This window comes from Neorhizobium sp. DAR64860/K0K1 (assembly GCF_050500205.1).
GTDB classification, from domain to species: Bacteria; Pseudomonadota; Alphaproteobacteria; order Rhizobiales; family Rhizobiaceae; genus Neorhizobium; species Neorhizobium soli.
On the sequence record NZ_CP191459.1, the window covers coordinates 172,235 to 192,587 of the forward strand.

20 protein-coding genes are annotated in these 20,353 nt (G+C 61.5%); 10 read left to right on the forward strand and 10 right to left on the reverse strand.

The genetic code is table 11. The features are described from left to right. Positions 1–24: 24 nt before the first annotated feature. Positions 25–882, reverse strand: coding sequence for an SDR family NAD(P)-dependent oxidoreductase (locus tag ACQY1J_RS05440; RefSeq protein ID WP_062462399.1), 858 nt, complete (start codon positions 880–882; stop codon positions 25–27). 150 nt (positions 883–1,032) lie between these two features. On the opposite strand from ACQY1J_RS05440, the gene ACQY1J_RS05445 reads away from it, so the two are divergent. The 3 genes from ACQY1J_RS05445 (at position 1,033) to ACQY1J_RS05455 (ending at position 2,909) form a co-directional block, all read left to right on the forward strand. After that, the gene (locus ACQY1J_RS05445) at positions 1,033–1,287 is read left to right on the forward strand and encodes a type II toxin-antitoxin system ParD family antitoxin (RefSeq protein ID WP_430250881.1); all 255 of its coding nucleotides are present in this window, start codon (positions 1,033–1,035) and stop codon (positions 1,285–1,287) included. Then, positions 1,284–1,574, forward strand: coding sequence for a type II toxin-antitoxin system RelE/ParE family toxin (locus ACQY1J_RS05450; RefSeq protein WP_430250882.1), 291 nt, complete (start codon positions 1,284–1,286; stop codon positions 1,572–1,574). The genes ACQY1J_RS05445 and ACQY1J_RS05450 overlap by 4 nt, the downstream gene beginning before the upstream one ends. Before the next feature lie 111 nt (positions 1,575–1,685). Continuing rightward, positions 1,686–2,909 carry an argininosuccinate synthase gene (locus ACQY1J_RS05455; protein WP_062581647.1) on the forward strand — a complete coding sequence of 408 codons (1,224 nt, stop codon included), beginning with the start codon at positions 1,686–1,688 and terminating at the stop codon, positions 2,907–2,909. A 56-nt stretch (positions 2,910–2,965) separates the two neighbouring features. Here the strand turns inward: ACQY1J_RS05455 and ACQY1J_RS05460 are convergent, their stop codons facing one another. Both ACQY1J_RS05460 and ACQY1J_RS05465 read right to left on the reverse strand, forming a co-directional pair. Continuing rightward, positions 2,966–4,141 carry a multidrug effflux MFS transporter gene (locus ACQY1J_RS05460; protein ID WP_430250883.1) on the reverse strand — a complete coding sequence of 392 codons (1,176 nt, stop codon included), beginning with the start codon at positions 4,139–4,141 and terminating at the stop codon, positions 2,966–2,968. A 37-nt stretch (positions 4,142–4,178) separates the two neighbouring features. Then, positions 4,179–4,682 (reverse strand): MarR family winged helix-turn-helix transcriptional regulator, encoded by a 504-nt coding sequence (locus ACQY1J_RS05465; RefSeq protein WP_430250884.1) that lies wholly within the window; start codon positions 4,680–4,682, stop codon positions 4,179–4,181. A 188-nt stretch (positions 4,683–4,870) separates the two neighbouring features. On the opposite strand from ACQY1J_RS05465, the gene ACQY1J_RS05470 reads away from it, so the two are divergent. From ACQY1J_RS05470 to ppa, 4 genes are all read left to right on the forward strand, one after another. Then, positions 4,871–6,961, forward strand: coding sequence for a M3 family metallopeptidase (locus ACQY1J_RS05470; RefSeq protein ID WP_430250885.1), 2,091 nt, complete (start codon positions 4,871–4,873; stop codon positions 6,959–6,961). A gap of 150 nt (positions 6,962–7,111) precedes the next feature. Continuing rightward, positions 7,112–8,935, forward strand: a complete 1,824-nt coding sequence (gene typA, locus ACQY1J_RS05475) for a translational GTPase TypA (RefSeq protein WP_062581654.1) — start codon at positions 7,112–7,114, stop codon at positions 8,933–8,935. A 200-nt stretch (positions 8,936–9,135) separates the two neighbouring features. Continuing rightward, positions 9,136–9,642 (forward strand): GNAT family N-acetyltransferase, encoded by a 507-nt coding sequence (locus ACQY1J_RS05480; RefSeq protein WP_062462422.1) that lies wholly within the window; start codon positions 9,136–9,138, stop codon positions 9,640–9,642. A gap of 115 nt (positions 9,643–9,757) precedes the next feature. Beyond that, positions 9,758–10,291 (forward strand): inorganic diphosphatase, encoded by a 534-nt coding sequence (gene ppa / locus ACQY1J_RS05485; RefSeq protein WP_062462425.1) that lies wholly within the window; start codon positions 9,758–9,760, stop codon positions 10,289–10,291. 147 nt (positions 10,292–10,438) lie between these two features. On the opposite strand, the gene ACQY1J_RS05490 is transcribed toward ppa, so the two are convergent. After that, a complete protein-coding gene (locus tag ACQY1J_RS05490) occupies positions 10,439–10,732 on the reverse strand; it encodes a YggT family protein (RefSeq protein ID WP_062462428.1) in 294 nt (97 codons plus the stop codon). Positions 10,733–10,874: 142 nt separating this feature from the next. Here ACQY1J_RS05490 and ACQY1J_RS05495 point away from each other — a divergent pair, with 142 nt between their 5' ends. Continuing rightward, positions 10,875–12,110: an MFS transporter gene (locus tag ACQY1J_RS05495; RefSeq protein WP_174197148.1), complete on the forward strand. Its 1,236-nt coding sequence runs from the start codon at positions 10,875–10,877 to the stop codon at positions 12,108–12,110. Between the two features lies 1 nt (position 12,111). On the opposite strand, the gene ACQY1J_RS05500 is transcribed toward ACQY1J_RS05495, so the two are convergent. The 6 genes from ACQY1J_RS05500 to hemC all read right to left on the reverse strand — a co-directional run bounded on the left by ACQY1J_RS05500 (position 12,112) and on the right by hemC (position 18,173). After that, on the reverse strand, positions 12,112–12,879 hold the full coding sequence (locus ACQY1J_RS05500) for a glutamine amidotransferase (protein WP_430250886.1): 768 nt from the start codon (positions 12,877–12,879) through the stop codon (positions 12,112–12,114). 26 nt (positions 12,880–12,905) lie between these two features. Continuing rightward, entirely contained in the window at positions 12,906–13,400 is a 495-nt protein-coding gene (locus ACQY1J_RS05505; RefSeq protein ID WP_062462449.1) for a TerB family tellurite resistance protein, read from the reverse strand. Between the two features lie 27 nt (positions 13,401–13,427). Then, complete coding sequence (locus ACQY1J_RS05510) at positions 13,428–15,053, reverse strand: heme biosynthesis protein HemY (protein ID WP_430250887.1); 1,626 nt, start codon at positions 15,051–15,053, stop codon at positions 13,428–13,430. A 21-nt stretch (positions 15,054–15,074) separates the two neighbouring features. After that, positions 15,075–16,442: a COG4223 family protein gene (locus ACQY1J_RS05515; RefSeq protein ID WP_430250889.1), complete on the reverse strand. Its 1,368-nt coding sequence runs from the start codon at positions 16,440–16,442 to the stop codon at positions 15,075–15,077. An 83-nt stretch (positions 16,443–16,525) separates the two neighbouring features. Then, on the reverse strand, positions 16,526–17,239 hold the full coding sequence (locus tag ACQY1J_RS05520) for a uroporphyrinogen-III synthase (RefSeq protein ID WP_062462456.1): 714 nt from the start codon (positions 17,237–17,239) through the stop codon (positions 16,526–16,528). 4 nt (positions 17,240–17,243) lie between these two features. Continuing rightward, positions 17,244–18,173: a hydroxymethylbilane synthase gene (hemC, locus tag ACQY1J_RS05525; protein WP_062462652.1), complete on the reverse strand. Its 930-nt coding sequence runs from the start codon at positions 18,171–18,173 to the stop codon at positions 17,244–17,246. Positions 18,174–18,239: 66 nt separating this feature from the next. Between hemC and tsaD the strand changes: the two genes are divergently transcribed. Beyond that, positions 18,240–19,337, forward strand: a complete 1,098-nt coding sequence (tsaD, locus tag ACQY1J_RS05530; RefSeq protein WP_062462459.1) for a tRNA (adenosine(37)-N6)-threonylcarbamoyltransferase complex transferase subunit TsaD — start codon at positions 18,240–18,242, stop codon at positions 19,335–19,337. After that, positions 19,334–20,335: an NAD(P)H-dependent glycerol-3-phosphate dehydrogenase gene (locus ACQY1J_RS05535; protein ID WP_430250890.1), complete on the forward strand. Its 1,002-nt coding sequence runs from the start codon at positions 19,334–19,336 to the stop codon at positions 20,333–20,335. Before tsaD ends, ACQY1J_RS05535 begins: the two co-directional genes overlap by 4 nt. Positions 20,336–20,353 lie beyond the last annotated feature (18 nt).

Consider the following 20,353-nt stretch of genomic DNA (forward strand, 5'->3'; position numbering starts at 1 on the left):
TCGAAGTCCTGCCAAACCTGCCGATCAACTGCCGCTGATGAATTTTTTTGATGCATCCGTGAAGTCCGGATGCCAGCGCGACAGAGGTGGGCGGTTTTCGATGATGTCGCCAATCGCCCAGGCCATACGCCGCTCGTCCGTCTTGCGGTCGACGTCGTTGTCCGGGCAAAGGATGTAGAAATCCCCGCGTTCGAGGCTTTCCAGCATGAACTGCACCGTCTGTTCGGAGGTCCAGGCGGCATCGGGCTTTTCGGTGCGGTCTCCCTTGGTCAGGCCGGTATAGACGAAGCCCGGAATGAGAAGGTGAGCGCTGACCTTGCACTCGGGCATGTTGCGCAATTCGTGCTGCAAGGCTTCGGTGAAGGCTTTCACGCCCGCCTTGGAGACATTGTAGGCGGGATCGCCGGGAGGCGTGGTGATGCCCTGTTTCGACCCGGTGTTGATGATAAGCGCCGGTTCGCCATGGGCGATCATGCCGGGGCCGAAGGTTCTGCTGCCATTGACGACGCCCATCAGGTTGACGGCGAGAACGTTGTCCCAGTTGACCTGCGGGCCGAACAGGCTGCTGCCGGGCTGGATGCCGGCATTGTTCATCAGCACGTGCACCCGGCCGAAGCGCTGCAGAACGGCGCGTTCCAGAGCTTCGATTTCAGCCGGCTTCGAGACGTCGGTGCCGATTGCCACGACATCGGCCTCGCCATCGCTGGAAAGGGCAGCAACCTCGCGGCACGCCTCTGAAAGCCGGTCGCCCTCAAGATCCGCCAGGACGACGCACATGCCGAGTTTCGCAAATTCCTTGGCAGCGGCAAGGCCGATACCGGAGGCGGCGCCGGTGACGACGGCGACATTGTCTTTCTTCAGAGCAGGGTGAGTGATGGACATGGAAAGTCTCCTCTTTGACGCTTCTGTTGAAAGGTTTTGGCGTTCGAAGGTTCGGGCTGTTCTGAGACCCAAAGGTGTTCAACGGCTCGGCGCGATATGGTATCGTACAGCAGATCCGTCAACATGACGCGAGACCGAACCGGAGCCGGCATGATGGGCGAACTTGGATCTATCAAAGTTGACGAAAGACTGGCCGCCTTTGTTGAAAAGCAGGTCGAGGACGGACGTTATGGCTCCGCCAGTGAAGTGATCGAGGACGCGCTGCGCCTGATGCAGGAAAGCGACGCCGCCTCGCTGGAGGCCATCCGCGCGGCGATCCAAGAAGGCGAAGACTCCGGTGAGCCAGAGCCGTTCGATTTCGATGAATTCATAGAGCAGAAGCGGGCACGGCGCCTGCAGCCATGAAGGCGCTGGTTTTTGCGCCGAACGCCGTCGCCGATATCGATGGGATTTACGATCATACGGAAGAATTTTGGGGGTTCGAACAGGCTGAGGACTATACGTTCAGCCTGAGGCAGGCGTGCCGGATCCTCGCTGCGGGCGAACGACGGGGCCGGCATGTGCGCGGGATCAAGACCGGGTATCTGGCGCTGACCTATCGGTCTCACTTCATCATCTATCGCGAGACGAAAACCCAGACCGTGATCATCCGCATCCTCCACCAACGCATGAACCTGTCGCGCCATCTCTGACGCGGTCGCTTCCGGGTTTTTCTTGCGTGCCTTTTGAAACTCGCTAAAAGTGCGCCATCCCAGACACGACGGTTGATCCAACCGCCGCCACCCGCAGACGGACAATTCGACATGGCACTTCCGAAAGACGTAAAAAAGGTCGTTCTCGCCTATTCCGGCGGTCTCGACACCTCGATCATCCTGAAATGGCTGCAGACCGAACTCAACGCGGAAGTGGTGACCTTCACCGCCGATCTCGGTCAGGGCGAAGAGCTGGAACCGGCCCGCAAGAAGGCCGAGATGCTCGGGATCAAGGAGATCTATATCGAGGACGTCCGCGAGGAATTCGTCCGCGACTTCGTCTTCCCGATGTTCCGCGCCAATGCCGTCTATGAAGGCGTCTACCTGCTCGGCACGTCGATCGCACGGCCGCTGATTTCCAAGCATCTGATCGAGATCGCCCGCAAGACCGGCGCCGATGCGATCGCGCATGGCGCCACCGGCAAGGGCAACGACCAGGTCCGCTTCGAGCTATCGGCCTATGCGCTCAACCCGGACATCAAGGTCATCGCGCCTTGGCGCGACTGGGCGTTCAAGAGCCGCACAGACCTTCTGACGTTTGCCGAACAGAACCAGATCCCGGTTGCCAAGGACAAGAAGGGCGAAGCACCTTTCTCGGTCGATGCCAACCTGCTGCACTCGTCTTCCGAGGGCAAGGTCCTGGAAGACCCGGCGGTCGAGGCTCCCGAATATGTGCATATGCGCACGATTTCTCCTGAAGCTGCACCGGATCAGGCGACAACCATCAAGGTCGGCTTCCGCAAGGGCGATGCCTGCTCGATCAACGGCGTCGAGATGTCTCCGGCAACGCTGCTTGCCGCGCTCAACACCTATGGTCGCGACAACGGTATCGGCCGTCTCGATCTGGTCGAGAACCGGTTCGTCGGCATGAAGTCGCGTGGCATCTACGAGACCCCCGGCGGCACGATCCTGCTCACCGCTCACCGCGCCATCGAATCGATCACGCTCGACCGGGGTGCAGCTCACCTCAAGGACGAGCTGATGCCGAAATATGCCGAGCTCATCTATTACGGCTTCTGGTATTCGCCGGAGCGCGAGATGCTGCAGGCCATGATCGACAAGAGCCAGGAGCATGTGGAAGGCGAAGTGACGCTGAAGCTCTACAAGGGCAACGTCATGGTCATCGGCCGCGAGAGTGCAAAGTCGCTCTATTCCGACCAGCTGGTCACGTTCGAGGACGATCAGGGCGCCTACGACCAGAAGGATGCAGCCGGCTTTATCAAGCTCAATGCCCTGCGCCTGCGCACGCTCGCTAAGCGCAACCAGCTCCGCTAAGCGCCTTCGCGCCAAACGATATCAAGGCCTGTTTCCGGAAACGGAGGCGGGCCTTTTTATTGGCGGCGGTTGATGATCCGGTAGGCGATGTAGCTGCCGACGGCGATATATTCCATGGCGGGAATGATCGTGCCGATCGCCGTCAGCGGATCGCCGAAAAAAGCGGCGAGAAGGCCGCCGACAAAGCCGCCGCCCATCTGGATGAAACCCATCAGTGCGGAAGCGGAGCCTGCCGTCTTCGGGAATGGGGCGAGGCCGACCGTCACTGTGTAGGGCGAGATGAACGCGATGCCGAAGGTGGAGACGCCGACCGGCAGCATGATCGACAGGAAGGATGGCGGCAGCAGATATACGGAAAGCGCCATCATCGTGCCCCCGATACCGCTGAACATGAGCCCGATCACCACCGTCGTCGGCCCGCTGATGCGCCCGGACACAAGCCGCAGTGCAATCGACCCGCTGAGAAAAGCGCCGGTCTGGATGAGCATGCCGAGGCCGAACTGCGTCGGGGTCAGCCCCACGTCACCGATCAGCACGAAGGGAAGCATCGTGCCCTGGGCATAGAGCGCACCGATCGCGCCGCCGAGGACAAGCGAAGGAAGCAGAAAGCGCAGGTCCTTCAGAAGCGAAATATAGGTCGCGACAAGGGTCGAGGGACGCAGCCGGCTGCGGTCGGGAACCGTTGTTTCCTTGAGAAACAGCAGGCAGCTTGCAAGCAAGATAATGCCGAAGATGACCATCAGCACGAAGACGGATTTCCAGCCGAATACTGACAGGGACAGGCCGCCGATCGTGGGACCGATTGCCGGACCGACAGCTAGCATGATGCCGATCATGTTCATGATGCGGGTGGCTTCGAAACCGACGAACTGGTCGCGAACCGTGGCACGGGCAACGGTCATGCCGACGGAAGCGCCGATCCCCTGCACCAGCCGTCCGGCCAGGATCCAGTCGACCGAGGGCGCAAAGACCGCCATCAGCGAGCCGACGAGATAGATCAGCAGGAATGCGATACTCGCGGACCGGCGACCGAATGCGTCTGAGGCCGGTCCTGCCAGAAGCTGTGCGACGGCAAAGCCGCCGAAGTAAAGCGTCAGACTGAGCTTGATTGCGGCTTCCGACGTGCCGAAGGCTTTCACGAGTTCCGGCATCGCCGGCGTGTAGATTGCCATCGAGACAGGGCCGATCGCCGTCAGCAGGGCGCCGAGCAGCGTGGTTCGCAGAGCTGTCATCCGCTCGGGCGGTGTCACTAAGGAAGCTGCCTGCGTATCAGCCTTCATCAATTTCGGCCTGAGACGAATTGAAGCTCTGCAGGTTGCCGTTGAAAAGTTTCATGGCGTGTCCGAGGAGGTTCGCGGTTTCGGCATCCAACCCTTCGGTGGCGCAGGTGATGATGGCGCGCAGTTCCTGCTGGATTGACGCCAGCATGTCGGCGGAGGTCGGTGTCAGCATGATGCGCTTTGCCCGTCGGTCGGCGCAGCATTGTTGCCGTTCGATGAGGCCAAGCGCCTGCAGCCCGTCGAGATAAGCGCAAAGCGTCATCGGTTCGACGCCCATGCGCGACGCGATGTCGAGCTGGCGGCTGCCATCGACTTGGGCGATATGGATCAGTGCTCGTGCTTCGCCGGCGGTAAGGCCGAGGCCCGCCTGGGCGATGCGCCGCTCGAAAGCCGTGCGCAGAAGCCTCGCGGCATCGGCGATCAGGAAGCCGAGGGTTTCACCCTGGGCGACCAAGCCTGGCGTTTCCGGGCGATGTTCGTTCGCGAGCTTCATAAGGCAGCCTTACTATCTTTCCCCGACGACGCAAATCGAAATGCCTGGAAACCGTGTGCCGGGCGATTTCGCAACGATGTGCGTTCCAAAAATCTGCATCAGCGGATGAAGCTCTTGCCGTGCCTGCCTATATATGGTCGCTCTACGCAATTAGACGGTATCGAAGCAGCACAGTGAAGGACGACCCAATGGCAACTTTCTCAGCGAATTCCGCGCTTGTCGACTGGAACGGGCATCATGGCCTGCCGCGCTTCGATCAGGTCAAGGACGAGGATTTCGCGCCGGCCTTCGATGCCGCCATCGCCTTGCACGAGGCGGAAATTGCTGAGATCGCGGGAAATTCCGCTGAGCCCACATTCGAAAACACGATCGTTGCACTGGAAATCGCCGGTGACGAGCTGTCGCGCGTTTCGTCGCTCTTCTGGGGCAAAGCAGGAGCGCATACCAACGATACGATCCAGGCTCTGGAACGCGAAATCGCGCCGAAAATGTCGCGCCACTATTCGAAGATCGGCACCAATGCCGAACTGTTCGCGCGTATAGACGCCCTCTGGCAGAAGCGGGACGACCTTGATCTGACGGTCGAGCAGCAGCGGGTGCTGGAACGTCACTGGAAGGGGTTCGTCAAATCAGGCGCCAATCTGCCTGAGGACCAGCAGAAGCGGCTGTCGAGCATCAACGAGACGCTTGCCGGTCTCGGGGCGAGCTTCGGCCAGAATGTTCTCGGCGACGAAAAGGCCTGGTCGTTGAAACTGACCGAAGAAGCCGATCTCGAGGGTCTGCCGGTTTTTGTGAAAGAGGCGATGGCGGAAGCTGCCAAGGAGCGCGGCGAGGGCTCAGGCTATCTCGTCACGCTGTCGCGCTCGATCATCGAACCGTTCCTGACCTTCTCGACCCGCTGGGATCTGCGCGAACAGGCGTTCAAGGCCTGGGTGGCGCGCGGCGAAAATGGCGGCGAGCGGGACAATGTCGCGATCGTTCGCGAAACGCTGGCGCTGAGGGCCGAAAAGGCCAAGCTGCTCGGCTATGAGAATTACGCCGCGTTGAAGCTCGACAACACGATGGCGAAGACACCGAAGGCGGTAAACGGTCTGCTCGGCCAGGTCTGGCAGAAGGCCCGCACCAAAGCGCTGGAGGAAGAGGCAAGTCTTTCAGGTCTGATCTCGGAAGCGGGCGGCAATCATCCGGTCATGCCCTGGGACTGGCGCCACTACGCCGAAAAGCTGCGCGAGCGGACCTTCTCTTTCTCCGAGAGTGAGCTGAAGCCCTATCTCCAGATCGAGAAGATCATCGAGGCGTCCTTCGATGTGGCCGAGCGGCTGTTCGGCATCAAGGCTGTCGAGGTGAAGGGCTTGCCGGTCTATCATCCTGATGTCCGCGTGTTCGAGATCCATGACGAGGACGGCAATCTGAAAGCGCTTTTCCTCGGCGATTATTTTGCCCGCTCCTCGAAGCGCTCCGGCGCATGGATGAGTTCGTTCCAGTCGCAGCACAAGCTGACGCTGAAGAACGGCACTGAGGGTGAGCTGCCGATCATCTACAATGTCTGCAATTTCGCGAAGCCTGCCGAAGGCAAGCCGGCGCTTCTCTCGCTCGACGATGCGCGCACGCTGTTTCATGAATTCGGCCATGCGCTGCACGGCATGCTGTCGAACGTGACCTATCCTTCGGTTTCGGGAACCGGGGTCTCGCGCGATTTTGTCGAGTTGCCGTCGCAGCTTTACGAACACTGGCTGACGGTGCCGGAAATCTTCGAGAAATATGCGGTCCATTACAAGACGGGCGAGCCGATGCCGAAGGAACTGCTCGACAAGGTTCTTGCCGCACAGACGTTCAACGCCGGTTTCTCGACGGTCGAATTCACCTCGTCGGCACTGGTGGACATGGCTTTCCACACCCAGGAAAGCGCGGTCGATGATCCGATGGCGGTGCAGGCCAAGGTGCTGGCCGAGCTCGACATGCCGGCTTCCATCGTCATGCGCCACGCCACGCCGCATTTCCAGCACGTGTTTGCCGGTGACGGATACTCGGCCGGCTACTATTCCTACATGTGGTCGGAAGTCCTTGATGCGGATGCATTTGCCGCGTTCGAGGAGGTCGGCAATGCTTTCGATCCGGTGACGGCGCGCAAGCTCAAGAACAATATCTATTCGGTCGGCGGCTCGATTGATCCGGAGGAAGCTTATGCAGCCTTCCGCGGCAAACTGCCGGATCCGACGGCAATGTTGAAGAAGCGTGGGCTCTCCATCATGGCCGAGCTTTCGGGCGGAGACGGCTGACAAAAGCCATTATCTTTAAAAGATGAAGAGCGGGCGTTGATCGCAGATCGCGCTCGCCCCCTTTCGCATTTGCGAAAAACAGGGTATGAGCGCGCCAACGAAATAGGTGCGGTCCGTCGATCTGCGCCCCGAAACATCCGAGATCTAAAAATGGCTATGCGGAATATCGCGATTATCGCGCACGTCGACCACGGCAAAACGACCCTTGTCGATGAACTTCTGAAGCAGTCCGGCTCGTTCCGCGACAATCAGCGCACCGTCGAGCGCATGATGGATTCGAACGACCTCGAAAAAGAACGCGGCATCACCATTCTCGCCAAGGCAACTTCGGTCGAGTGGAAGGGTGTTCGCATCAACATCGTCGACACTCCCGGCCACGCCGACTTCGGTGGCGAAGTCGAGCGCATCCTGTCGATGGTGGATGGCGCCATCGTTCTGGTCGATAGCTCGGAAGGCCCGATGCCGCAGACCAAGTTCGTGGTCGGCAAGGCGCTGAAGGTTGGTCTTCGCCCGATCGTCGCGATCAACAAGATCGACCGTCCGGACGGTCGCCACGAAGAAGTCATCAACGAAGTCTTCGACCTGTTCGCGAACCTCGACGCCACCGACGAGCAGCTCGACTTCCCGATCCTCTACGGTTCGGGTCGCGATGGCTGGATGAACGTCAACCCAGAAGGTCCGAAGGATGAAGGTCTTGCACCACTGCTCGATCTGGTCCTGAAGCACGTTCCGGAGCCGAATGTCGGCGAAGGCCCGTTCCGCATGATCGGTACGCTTCTCGAAGCCAACCCCTTCCTCGGTCGTCTCATCACGGGCCGCATCGCATCCGGCTCGATCAAGCCGAACCAGGCCGTCAAGGTTCTGTCGCAGGACGGCAAGACCGTCGAAACCGGCCGTATCTCCAAGATCCTCGCATTCCGCGGCATCGAGCGTCAGCCGATCGAAGAAGCCCATGCAGGTGACATCGTCGCGATCGCTGGCCTTTCCAAGGGTACGGTTGCCGACACGTTCTGCGATCCTGCGGTCACCGAAGCGATGACAGCTCAGCCGATCGATCCGCCGACCGTTACCATGTCCTTCCTCGTCAACGACAGCCCGCTTGCCGGCACCGAAGGCGACAAGGTTACCAGCCGCGTCATTCGTGACCGTCTGTTCAAGGAAGCCGAAGGCAACGTTGCGCTGAAGATCGAAGAGTCTGACGGCAAGGATTCGTTTTTCGTGTCCGGCCGCGGCGAATTGCAGCTTGCCGTTCTGATCGAGACCATGCGTCGCGAAGGCTTCGAGCTTGCCGTTTCGCGTCCGCGCGTCGTCATGCACAAGGACGAAGCAACCGGCCAGACGCTGGAGCCGATCGAAGAAGTCGTGATCGACGTCGACGAAGAGCATTCCGGTATCGTCGTGCAGAAGATGTCCGAGCGCAAGGCCGAGATGGTCGAGCTTCGTCCGTCCGGCGGCAGCCGCGTTCGCCTGGTATTCTACGCGCCGACCCGCGGCCTGATCGGTTACCAGTCGGAACTTCTGACCGACACGCGCGGCACGGCGATCATGAACCGCCTGTTCCACGACTATCAGCCTTACAAGGGTGCGATCGTCGGTCGCGTCAACGGTGTTCTCCTGTCGAACCAGTCCGGTGAAGCCGTCGCCTACGCGATGTTCAACCTGGAAGACCGTGGCCCGATGATCATCGAGCCAGGCGAAAAGGTTTATGCCGGTATGATCATCGGCATCCATACCCGCGACAACGACCTCGAAGTCAACGTTCTTAAGGGCAAGCAGCTGACCAACATCCGCTCGGCCGGCAAGGACGAAGCTGTTCGCCTGACGCCGCCGATCCGCATGACGCTCGACCGCGCGCTGTCCTGGATCCAGGACGACGAACTGATGGAAGTGACGCCGAAGTCGATCCGCCTGCGCAAGATCTATCTCGACGCAAACGACCGCAAGCGCTTCGACAAGTCCAAGGCCGCCCTGTAAAAGGCGCGCCTCCTAGACCATCCAAGACCCCGGCAGAAATGCCGGGGTTTTTTTGTGGCTTGGTCTGGGCCACGCTTGTAGCGAAGGTAAAAAATGCGTTAACCTCCTTGCCATCGTCCCCATGAGAAGCTTGTGGGCAATCCACTTTACCCGGGTCGCGGGAATGGCGGAGAGCCCATGGCAGGACCTAGAATCGCGTTATGAAAACGTTATCGATCGATGTCAGGCGTGCGGAGCCGCAGGACGCCCCGGCTATCTCCGAGGTGCACCGCCAGGCATGGTCGCAAGCCTATGCCGGCCTCATTCCGCACAAGCCGCTGATCCAGATGCTGGAGCGCCGCGGCGAGGGGTGGTGGCGCAAGGCCGTCCGCGGGCCGGCGACGCTTCTGGTTCTGGATATCGGTGGCGTTATCGCGGGTTATGCGACGATCGGCCTCAACCGCGCCCGTGCGCTTCCCTATGACGGCGAGATCTACGAGATCTACCTGCGCCCGGAATATCAGGGCGTCGGCCTTGGCCGCCGCCTGTTCGGCGAAAGCCGCAGGCTGCTGAAATCGCTTGGCTGCAAGGGCTTGGTCGTCTGGTGCCTGGAAGACAGCGAGCATGCCGTCCGCTTTCTGCGATCCCATGGCGGGGCGGATCTTGCAGAGGGCATGGAGGACTTCGACGGAAAGTCCCTGAAGAAGATTGGTTTCGTCTGGCACTGACTTCGGGGCGGAAAGGTGCGCCACGACTTAACCTTGGCGGCAAACCTGTGTTGCCTTGCCAGCCAATTCCCGCTATCGACGGTTCACAAGTTCGTAAACCTCATCGGGGAAGACTATGCGCATCGATGCAATTTCTGTTGGCAAGAATCCGCCTGAAGACGTCAACGTAATCGTTGAAGTACCTGTCGGCGGCCAGCCCATCAAGTACGAGATGGACAAGGAAGCCGGCGCGCTGATCGTCGACCGTTTCCTGTACACACCGATGACCTATCCGGGCAATTACGGCTTCGTGCCGCATACGCTGTCCGAGGATGGTGATCCGATCGACGTTCTGATCTGCAACACCCGCCCGCTGGTTCCCGGTTGCGTCATCAATGTCCGCCCGATCGGCGTGATGGTGATGGAAGACGACGGCGGCAAGGACGAGAAGATCATTGCCGTGCCGGTTCCGAAGCTGACCCAGCGCTACGACAAGATCAAGAACTACACCGATATGCCAGAAATCACGCTGAAGCAGATCGAGCACTTCTTCACGCATTACAAGGATCTGGAGCCCGGCAAGTGGGTGAAGATCGAAGGCTGGAAGGACGTTGACGTCGCCAAGAAAATGATCGTCGCGGCGATCGAACGCTTCAACGCTCAGAAGTAATCTTTACCGCTGACCGCTTCCAAAATCCTCCGGTTCGTCTCGAGCCGGGGGATTTTTTGTTTCCGCTCGTAAGCCCAAAACAAAAACGGCCCGCGCGGGAAATTTCCCAGCGCGGGCCTACCGTGTCCGTGCTGAAAGTCTTTGGCTTCAGCCTGCGAGAGCAGGATAGATCGAGGTCCACATCAGCGAGCGAATGAAGAAGATGATCAGAAGCACGATGATCGGCGAAATGTCGATACCACCGAGGTTCGGCATGACCCGGCGGATCGGCGCGAGAACGGGCTCGGTGACATTGAAGAGAAACCGGCCGATTGCATCGACAAACTGGTTGCTCGAATTGATCACGTTGAAGGCGAAGAGCCATGAAAAGATGGCGCTGGCGATCAAGATCCAGGTGTAAAGGTTCAAGGCCAAGTCAATGGTCTGAAACAGGGCGAGCATTCACGTCTCCATTTCTTTGTTGACAGACATGTAGACATTGGCGAACTAACGGGCAAGTGCCGTCTATGGCCCGCGTCGCAGGATGTTTAACGGCGGCGTGTGCATATCGTGGGTTTCCGGCTTCGCTGAAAGTACAGGTTCCATGTCCATACCCACATCGGGTGATCGCTTCGCCGCCTTTCGTCACGCAGCTTATACGCGTTTCTTTCTCAGCCGGTTCTTCGCAGCCTTCGCGATCCAGATTGTCAGCGTGTCGGTCGGCTGGCAGATGTATGACGAGACGCGCAATCCGCTCTATCTCGGTCTGATCGGGCTCTTCCAGTTTCTGCCGTCGCTGCTTTTGATCCTGGTGACGGGATCGGTCGCCGATCGCTACAACCGACGCATGATCATGGCGATCTGCATGGTCGTCGGCGGACTGTGTTCGGCGGCGCTTTTGGCGCTTACCATCACCGACTCATTCACGCCGTGGCTGGTGTTTTCGATCCTTGTCGTCTTCGGCATCGAGCGCGCTTTCATGGGGCCGGCGGTGCAGTCGCTCGGACCGAACCTCGTGCCGGAAGAAGACCTTCCCAATGCGATCGCCTGGAATTCGTCCTCCTGGCAGACGGCATCGATCCTCGGACCGGTTTTCGGCGGGCTTCTCTATGGCGCGAGTTCGATCGCGGCCTATTCGGTCGCCTGTTTTCTCATGACGGTTGCCGCCATCCTCGTCTTCCTCATTCCGAAGCCCGCGCAGCGCACGCCGTCCTCCAAAGTCAGCTGGAACGAGATGCTGGCCGGTTTCCGCTTCATCGCCGGCGAGAAGATCGTGCTCGGTGCGATCTCGCTCGATCTGTTTGCGGTGCTGCTTGGTGGCGCGGTGGCGCTGATGCCGATCTTTGCCCGCGACGTCCTTGAGCTTGGCCCCTGGGGCCTCGGCCTGCTGCGTGCTGCGCCCGGTATCGGCGCGATCGGCGTTGCGGTCTGGCTTGCCATCCATCCGATCCGCCACCATGCGGGCACGGCGATGTTCATCGGCGTAGCGCTGTTCGGGTTGGGCACGCTGATCTTCGGCCTGTCGGCCACTCCGTGGATCTCGATTGCGGCCTTGATGCTGATGGGTGCGGCCGACATGATCTCCGTCTATGTGCGTGAGACGCTGATCGCGCTCTGGACGCCTGATGAGGTGCGCGGCCGGGTGAATGCCGTCAACATGGTGTTTGTCGGCGCATCGAACGAGCTGGGCGAGTTCCGGGCCGGAACCATGGCGCACGCGATCGGCGCGGTCCCTGCCGTCGTCATCGGCGGCATCGGCACGCTGGCGGTTGCCGTCATCTGGTCGATCGGCTTTCCGAAACTTCGCAAGATCGATAATCTGGAAGCGCCGCAGCGCTGAGTTATCCGTTCCCTTGGGCGGGATAGGCGGGCACGGCGGGGCGGCTTGCTTCAGCGGCGGGCCGATCGAAGACGATGTCCAGGAAGGTCCACAGCCAGTCCTTTAACGCGTGGTCGAAGATCATCCGTCCCTCGAGATGCTGATTTCCCTGCTGGGCATTCGGCATCCCAAAGCGTTCGGCGCCGTGCACCACCCAGCGATGCATCATGGCGCGGGTGAGTTCTGCATGGAACTGTACGCCCCAGGCATTCTCGCCGTAGCGGATCGCCTGATGCGGATAGGCGTCGCCTTCTGCCAGAAGCTTCGCGCCACGCGGCACGTCGAAGCCTTCGCGGTGGAAGTGGTAGACCATTTTCGGCCAGTGCATGAGAAGCCGGCCGTGTTCGGTGGCGCGCAGCGGATACCAGCCGATCTCGGTCACTTCGCCCTTCAGCGGCCCGACGCGGCCGCCGAGATTGCGCACAAGCATCTGGGCGCCGAGGCAGATCCCAAGATAGGGCTTGTTCTCCTTCAGCGGCACGTCGATCCAGTCGATTTCCGTCTTGATGAACGGGTCCGGGTCGTTGGCACTCATCGGACCGCCGAAGACGACGGCGCCTGCGTGGCCGGACATCGAGTCGGGGAGGGGATCGCCGAGAGCGGGCCTGCGGATATCCAGCGCAAAGCCCTTGTCGACCAGCATCTGGCCGACGCGACCGGTGGACGAGGTTTCCTGATGCAGGATCGCGAGGATGGGGAGTTTGGAGGATGGGCGGGAAGGGGTTCTCATGACGTCACGTCCTGAAGCGTTCCTGGCTAGACCTTTTCTTCCTCTTCCCCTGCGACCGGATGAGCCGAGGTGCGCGCGGCCGCTTCCTGCCGCTGTAGAACCCGGTCTCGGGCGGAAACGCCCAGGAGATCGGCGATACGCCAGATCACGTGGTCCTCGATCTCGCTGCGCTGCCCATCCGCGTAGACGATATCCCAGAGGATACCGAGAAGCTCGATCCGGTCCTCTTCGTCAACCAGATGCTTTCTGAGATCCGAGGTGAACCGGTAATAGTCGACAGCTTCGCTTCCAGCCTGCCGGCCCGCTTCTATCAGCGACTGCAACCCTTCCGGGCTCAGATCGTAACGATCGCGCATGAGGTCGCGGAACTTCTGCTGCTCTTCCTCAGACATGTTGCCATCGGCTTCCATGACCTGGAAACAGAGCGCCACGAAGGCTACGCGCGGGTCGTCGGGCGCAAATTCATCCGTATGGTGCGGGGCTGTCAGCGTGTGGAGGAAGGCCTGGATGCGATCGAGCATATGTAATCTGGGCCTTCTCCGGTTTTTCTAATAAAGCCTCAGCCTCGTGGGAGACTTCTCGGCACTTGCGTCCTTGACACCGGGATCATCGGGCGGACGACCGAAAAAGGGAACGGGCTCGTCCTGCTTTTCTGCCTCCGGGGGCTGCTCCGCTGTCACATTCGTGGCCGTAGGTGTTTTTGCTGCAACAGCTAAGTCCTCCTGAGGCACTACAACGGGCTGCATGTCGGCAACAACCTGATTGATGCTCTCGTTTTCCGGTGTTTCGACAGCCGGCGTGACGTCTTCGCGAATCGTGATTGCCGGAAGCGTTGCGATCGCCTCGTCTGCGGCCAAGGTGCCGTCTTCCACGGGTCCTTCGATCTGGCCGAACGGGACTTTCCATTCGAAGGCATCAAGACGTCCTGTGACCGGCGAGAGCGGCAGCCATTTGTCCGAAACGATACCGTCGGCAACCCAGGCAGGGTCACGGCCGGCGCGCAGAGCCTGCGCCATCCAGTGACGGACGCGGCCCTGATCGCCGGTTTCCGCTTCCTCGATATCGGCCAGCAGGAGATAGGCGGCCTCACGCGACTGCATGCGGGCTGCAGCTTCCGCCTTGGCGCGCGCCTTGGGGAACTGCTGGGCATCGAGAGCTGCCTGCGCGACGACCAGCAGCGATTCGATGTTGTTGGGACGCAGCGCTTCGAGCTTTTCGGCACGCTTCAGACGGTCAAGCGTGCTATCGCCGCTGCGGGCGCGAACGTAGGTACGACCGACGTCCGGATGCGGCTCGATCTTCCAGGCGCTTTCGAGGATGCTTGCTGCCTTGCGGATATTGTCTTCGCGCAGATAGGCCTTGGCTGCAATGATCGCGGCCGGCACGAGGCCCTTGGCGAGCTTCAGAGCGGCCTTTGCATCTTCGCGGGCACCGTTCGGGTCGCCTTCCAGGCGTTCGCTCGCCTTGGCGGTCAGAAGAACGGCTTTCAAGCGCTCGGCTTCGCCGCGTTCCAGCACACTTGCCGCCCGCTGTTGATCGAGTAGCTGGATGGCCTCGTCCCAACGGCCGGACTGGCTGCGCGATTCGAGCGTCGCCTGGGCTGCCCAGGGCAGGTAGGGCGCATGTTCGACGGCTTTTTCGGCATACTGACGAGCAGCTTCGTTGGCGCCGAGACGGCGTGCTTCCATGTAGAGGCCGCGCAGACCGAGTTCGCGGGTTTCCGGGTCTTCGGCCATCTGTTCGAACTTGGCCCGTGCGTCCGCATGGCGGCCTTCGATCAGAGCGGCCTGGGCTTCCAGAAGGTGAATGAGCGGTTCCTGATCGGCGCTGAGCAGGCCGCGCGTGCGGATGCTCATCTTGCGGGCGAGAACCGCATTGCCGGCACCGGCCGCAATCAGGCCGGTCGACAGCGCCTGATAGCCGCGGTCACGCTTGCGGGTGCGGAAATAGCGGCGCACCGACAGCGGCGATGTCCAGATCACGCCGATGACCCACCATACGATCATAACCGCCGCGATCAACGCCACGACCATGGAAGCGGCTACCATGATGCTGGTTTCGATCAGATGGTCCTGCCAGGTGATCGAGATCAGCCCTGGGCGATCCGCAATCCAAGAAAAGCCCCAGCCGAGGCCCAGAACCACGAGAAGAAAAATGAAGAGCCTGATGATCATCCGTTTCTTTCTTCTTCAGCCTTAAGAGCCTGATTTCGTGCCAGCAAGCGCGCGCGAAAGAGTTCCGCTCACGAGATTTTCAACCTGTACCCGCGCATCGAGCTTGCGCTTGAAATCGGTAGACGCAGATTTCGCGGCGTCCGGCAGCGTATCCCACTGCTGGGCGGCAGCCTGCAGGTCGCCGTTGCGCAACCGGTCCTCGATGCGCGATACGATCGCGTCGACCGTGTCACCCTCGACATCGCCGACGCGGCGAACCTTGACCACCGACATGGCGGAGGACAGAAGCCGGCCGGCAATGCCCTGGTCGGGATCTGCAGGCACAGACGCCTGGATGATCGCATCCGCGACGGCGGGAAACTCGCTCTGCAGCTGTTCACGCGACGGCGCGCCGTCTGCGGCGAATGTCTTGAGCTCGGCGATCGCGGGATCGTCGCCGGCAATGTTCGTATAGGCCTGAAGCTCTGCCTCGAACGAGCCGCCACGATCGATGGCGGCCTTCAATCCGGCAGCAGCGACTGCGCGGGCAACCTGCTGTTCCGGGCCGCGATCGTTGATCTGGGCCTCAGCCGCTTCGAGCCGGCGGGAAAGCTCGGCCGTCTGCGTGGCTGCCGCAGCCTTGGTGTCTGCCAGCTGCTGCTGGAGGGCATTCAAGCTTTCTTCGGTCGGACCGCCGGAATTCTGCGCGACAGAACTTTCCAGCGCCTGAACGCGGCTTGCGAGTTCCGTATCGGGAGACGCCGGCTGGCTGCGCAGCGTCTGGATATCCTGGCGAAGAGCTTCGACTTCGTCCGACAGTTCGGCCGAGCCGGATGCTGCGGGGGTCGATGACGGAAGATAACCGGCATACTGCATGCTGCCCGCCAGCAGAAGCGCGACGATGCCGCCGAAAATGCCGGCAGCAATCAGCGTGGACGCCGAGGTCCCACCGGAGCGGGTGGCTGGCTGGGCGTCCGATGCCTTGTCAAAGGTTTCATGCTTAGCGGCAGGTTCGTCAAAACCGGGCGTGGGCGACGGGGTGAATTCCTCGGTCGGCGAGGGGGCAGCGTCACGAGCAGCGTCTGTCGCAATCGGCGCGTCCGGCTCGGTCACAACCGGATCGGCTGTTCCCGTCACACCTGGCTCGTCTCGCCCATGGGAGCTATCCGGCTGGCCGATCACGTGGGACGTGTCGGTCTCTTCAGGCACGGTCGATGTCACCGGCTCGCCGGCCAGCGGGATGGCATCCGTCGTCTCAGAAGCTTCGACTTTTTCCGAAGCGGTTTCCGGGATGTCGCTGTCATGGCTGCGCACGGGCTCGGCCACCACGCCAGCGCCATCGGCCGTCAGGTCGATCGTGACCGGTTCTTTCTCCGCCATCGATCGGCGGGGTGGTTTTTCCGTTACCATCTCGACCTCTTTTCGCATCTGCTCAGGGAAAGTAGTTGGTGGGGCAGGGTAAGGAAAGGGGAGCGAGAGAATTTGGCTTGGCACTATGGTGAAAGAAACGCGAAAAGTGCGTCTTCGTCGGGTGTTTCAGCGACGAAGATAGCAGGATGAAATTTTTCAGGCACCGCGGTAGCGACGTTTTTGCTGAGGCAGATGACCTGCAAATGTTCGATCGAGGCTGCAAACGGCTGCACGAGTTCGAAGAACAGCGCGGCGTTGTGGCGCGAATAGAGAAGGACTGCGTCGGCCGCCGGGCGGGTCAGAAGCGGTTCGATGATCTCGGTCCGGTAGCCGACCTTGACCATCCGGTAGATCTCGATCGTTTTGCAGGCGATGTCGCGGGCGTGTAACCCGTCCTCCAAATCCGGCGAACGCGGATTGCCGGCAAGATAGAGGAGACTGGATGTTTCGCCGACATCCTGGGCGATCCTCTCCACCAGATCATGCCCGGTGCCATCGCCGCAGCGGATATCGGTAAAGCCGAGGGTGCGTGCTGCCTCGCCGGTCGCTTCGCCGACGGCGTATATCTGCGTGGACAGGCGATGCCGGAGTTCGTGTCCAAGTTCGCCAAGCACGCGAACGGCTTCGGCGCTGGTCACGACAAGTGCGGAATGGGGTTCGGACAGCGCTTCTCGGGCGATCTCCAGGTGATGCTCGGCGCGGGTGAGCGGCAGGAAGACCGGCTGATGGCCGAGGGTTTCGAGCCGTGCTGCGGTTCGCCGGGCGGAATGGTCAGGGCGGGTAACGATGACCCGCATGGCGTCAGACCCAGCCTTCGAAGAAGCCCGGTCCGGCAGCGGCGCGGACGGTTTCTCCGGCCTGGCGACCAAGCGTTTCCGCATCCGCCCGTCGGCCGCTGATGTCGACCGCATGTTCGGTCGATCCGTCCGGCGTCAGGATCAGGCCTGAAAATTTCAGATGATCACCGTCGCAGATCGCGTAGCCGCCGATCGGCGTCCGGCATGAGCCGTCGAGGGCTGCCAGAAACGCGCGCTCGCAACTGACCGCGTCAAAGGTGGGACAGTCGTTGACGGCTTTCAGCAGGTCATCGATGGCCGTGTCGCCGATGCGGCTCTCGAGGCAGATCGCGCCCTGTGCAGGCGCTGGCGGAAAATCGACGGGGTCGAGCAGTTCGGTCGCAACTTCCTCGCGGGCCAGCCGCTTCAGCCCGGCATACGCCAAAAGCGTCGCGTCCACATGGCCTTCATTGAGCTTGCGAAGGCGCGTGCCGACCGATCCGCGAAAAATCGCAACCTGGATATCGGGGCGAAGACGGCGCACCAGCGCCTGACGCCGAAGCGATGCGGTTCCGACGGTCGCACCGTCAGGCAGAGCCTTGAGGCTCGGCGCCGTGCGGCCGATGACGGCGTCGCGGATATCCTCGCGGGGCAGGTAGGCGGAGATGTAAAGGTCTTCCGGAAGCTTGGTCGGCATGTCCTTGGAGGAATGCACCGCGAAGTCGAGATCTCCCGAGGAGAGCTTTTCTTCGAGCTCCAGCGTGAACATGCCCTTGCCGCCGATCTCGCTCAGGGCGCGGTCGGTGATGCGGTCGCCGGTCGTGGACAGGACGACAATTTCGAACATTTCCTCCGGAAGGTCATGGGCTGCCATCAACCGTGCACGGGTTTCGGCCGCCTGGGCGAGCGCCAGCGGGCTGCCCCGCGTTCCTATCCGGAAAGGTTTTGTTTGCATCCGCGTCATTCCATTGTTACCGGAAGCCCTCGTAAACCTGTTTTCCTCTTCAATCAACGATAGGTCATGGCGGCATTTCTTCGCATCCTCGGCATTGAAACAAGCTGCGACGAAACCGCGGCCGCAATCGTCGTGCGCCACGAGGACGGTCGCGGCGAGATTCTCTCTGATGTCGTGTTCTCGCAGCTCGACGAGCACAGTGCCTATGGCGGCGTCGTGCCCGAGATCGCGGCGCGAGCCCATGTGGAGGCGCTGGACGGTCTGATCGAGGAAGCCCTGTCGCGAGCTGGCGTCTCGCTGGATGAGATCGACGCGGTGGCGGCGACCTCCGGTCCCGGCCTGATCGGCGGATTGATCGTCGGGCTGATGACGGCGAAGGCGATTGCACGCGCCACCGGCAAGCCGCTGATGGCGATCAACCATCTCGAGGGACATGCGCTGACGGCGCGGCTGACGGACGGATTGTCGTTCCCTTATCTTATGCTGCTGGTCTCCGGCGGGCATACGCAGCTGGTTCTGGTGCGTGGCGTCGGCGATTATGAGCGCTGGGGCACCACGATCGACGACGCTCTGGGCGAAGCCTTCGACAAGACGGCAAAGCTGCTCGGCCTGCCATACCCGGGCGGTCCCGCCGTCGAGAAGGCGGCGCTGACGGGCAATCCCGATCGTTTTCAATTGCCGCGGCCGCTGGTCGGCGAAGCCCGGCTGGACTTCTCGTTCTCCGGTCTCAAGACCGCCGTGCGTCAGGCTGCGACCGAGATCGCGCCGCTGTCCGAGCAGGATATCGCCGATATCTGCGCCTCGTTCCAGAAGGCGATCTCGCGAACGCTGCGCGACCGGATCGGGCGTGGACTTGCGCGGTTTGCCAAGGAATTCGGCCATCTGGATGTCGGTCCTGCGCTGGTGGTTGCCGGCGGCGTTGCCGCCAACCAGGAGATACGCCGAACGCTGCAGGCGCTCTGCATCGAACACGGATTTCGCTTTATCGCGCCGCCGATGAAGCTGTGCACCGACAATGCAGCGATGATTGCCTGGGCAGGGCTTGAACGGCTGGCCGAAGACATGCCGTTCGACGGCATGGATGTCGCGCCGCGCTCGCGCTGGCCGCTGGATGCCAATGCGCAGACGCTGCTTGGCTCCGGCAAACGGGGTGCCAAGGCATGAACGGGGCAGAGATGCCGCAAGAACGGATCGTCGTGATCGGGGCCGGGGCCTTCGGCACGGCACTCGCTGCCGTCATCGCGCTCGAAGGTCGTCACCCGGTAACGCTGATTGGTCGAAATACCGGCCTGATGGCCGATCTCAGAAACGACCGTGTGCATGACGCGGCACTTCCCGGCGTGACGTTGCCGGATGCGCTCGAATTCTCCGCTGAAGCCGACGCCATCTCGGATGCGAGCATCGTGCTGTTTGCCATGCCTTCGCAGGCGCAGAGCGATGCGGCGCGGTATTACGGTCCGTATCTCGCAAAGGATGCGGCGGTCGTTACCTGTGCCAAAGGCATAGACCGCGTGTCAGGGCTTTTGCTGACGGACGTTCTGGAGGCATCGCTTCCGAGCCACCCGATCGCGGTTCTCTCCGGCCCCGGTTTTGCATTCGACATTGCGCGCGGGCTTCCGACGGCGATGGCGCTTGCGGCGGAGGACCAACTGCTCGCGGAGCGTCTGGCGACCGTGCTGTCCAGCCGGACCTTCCGGCTTTACGCCTCGTCCGACCGGATCGGCGTGCAGCTCGGCGGGGCGATGAAGAACGTGCTGGCGATTGCCTGCGGCATCGTCGAGGGCGCAGGCCTGGGTGATTCGGCCCGTGCCGCGCTCATTTCGCGCGGACTTGCGGAAATGTCGCGTCTGGTCGAGGCGATGGGCGGCAAGGCGGATACGGTGCGGGGCCTGTCCGGTCTCGGCGATCTGGTGCTTACCGGTACCAGCCACCAGTCCCGCAATCTGCGCTTCGGCATTTCGCTCGGGCAGGGGCAGCCGGCATCGGCGTCCAGCGGACCGCTGGTCGAAGGCGCCTTTGCCGCGTCGGTCGCTGCCCAGCTCGCGCAGACCCATTCCGTCGATCTGCCGGTGACCGAGGCCGTTGCCGCGATCATCGACGGACGGCTTGGCGTGGCCGACGCGATGGAACGCCTGATGACCCGCCCGATCACGACGGAATAGATCAACCCAAGGAGAGAA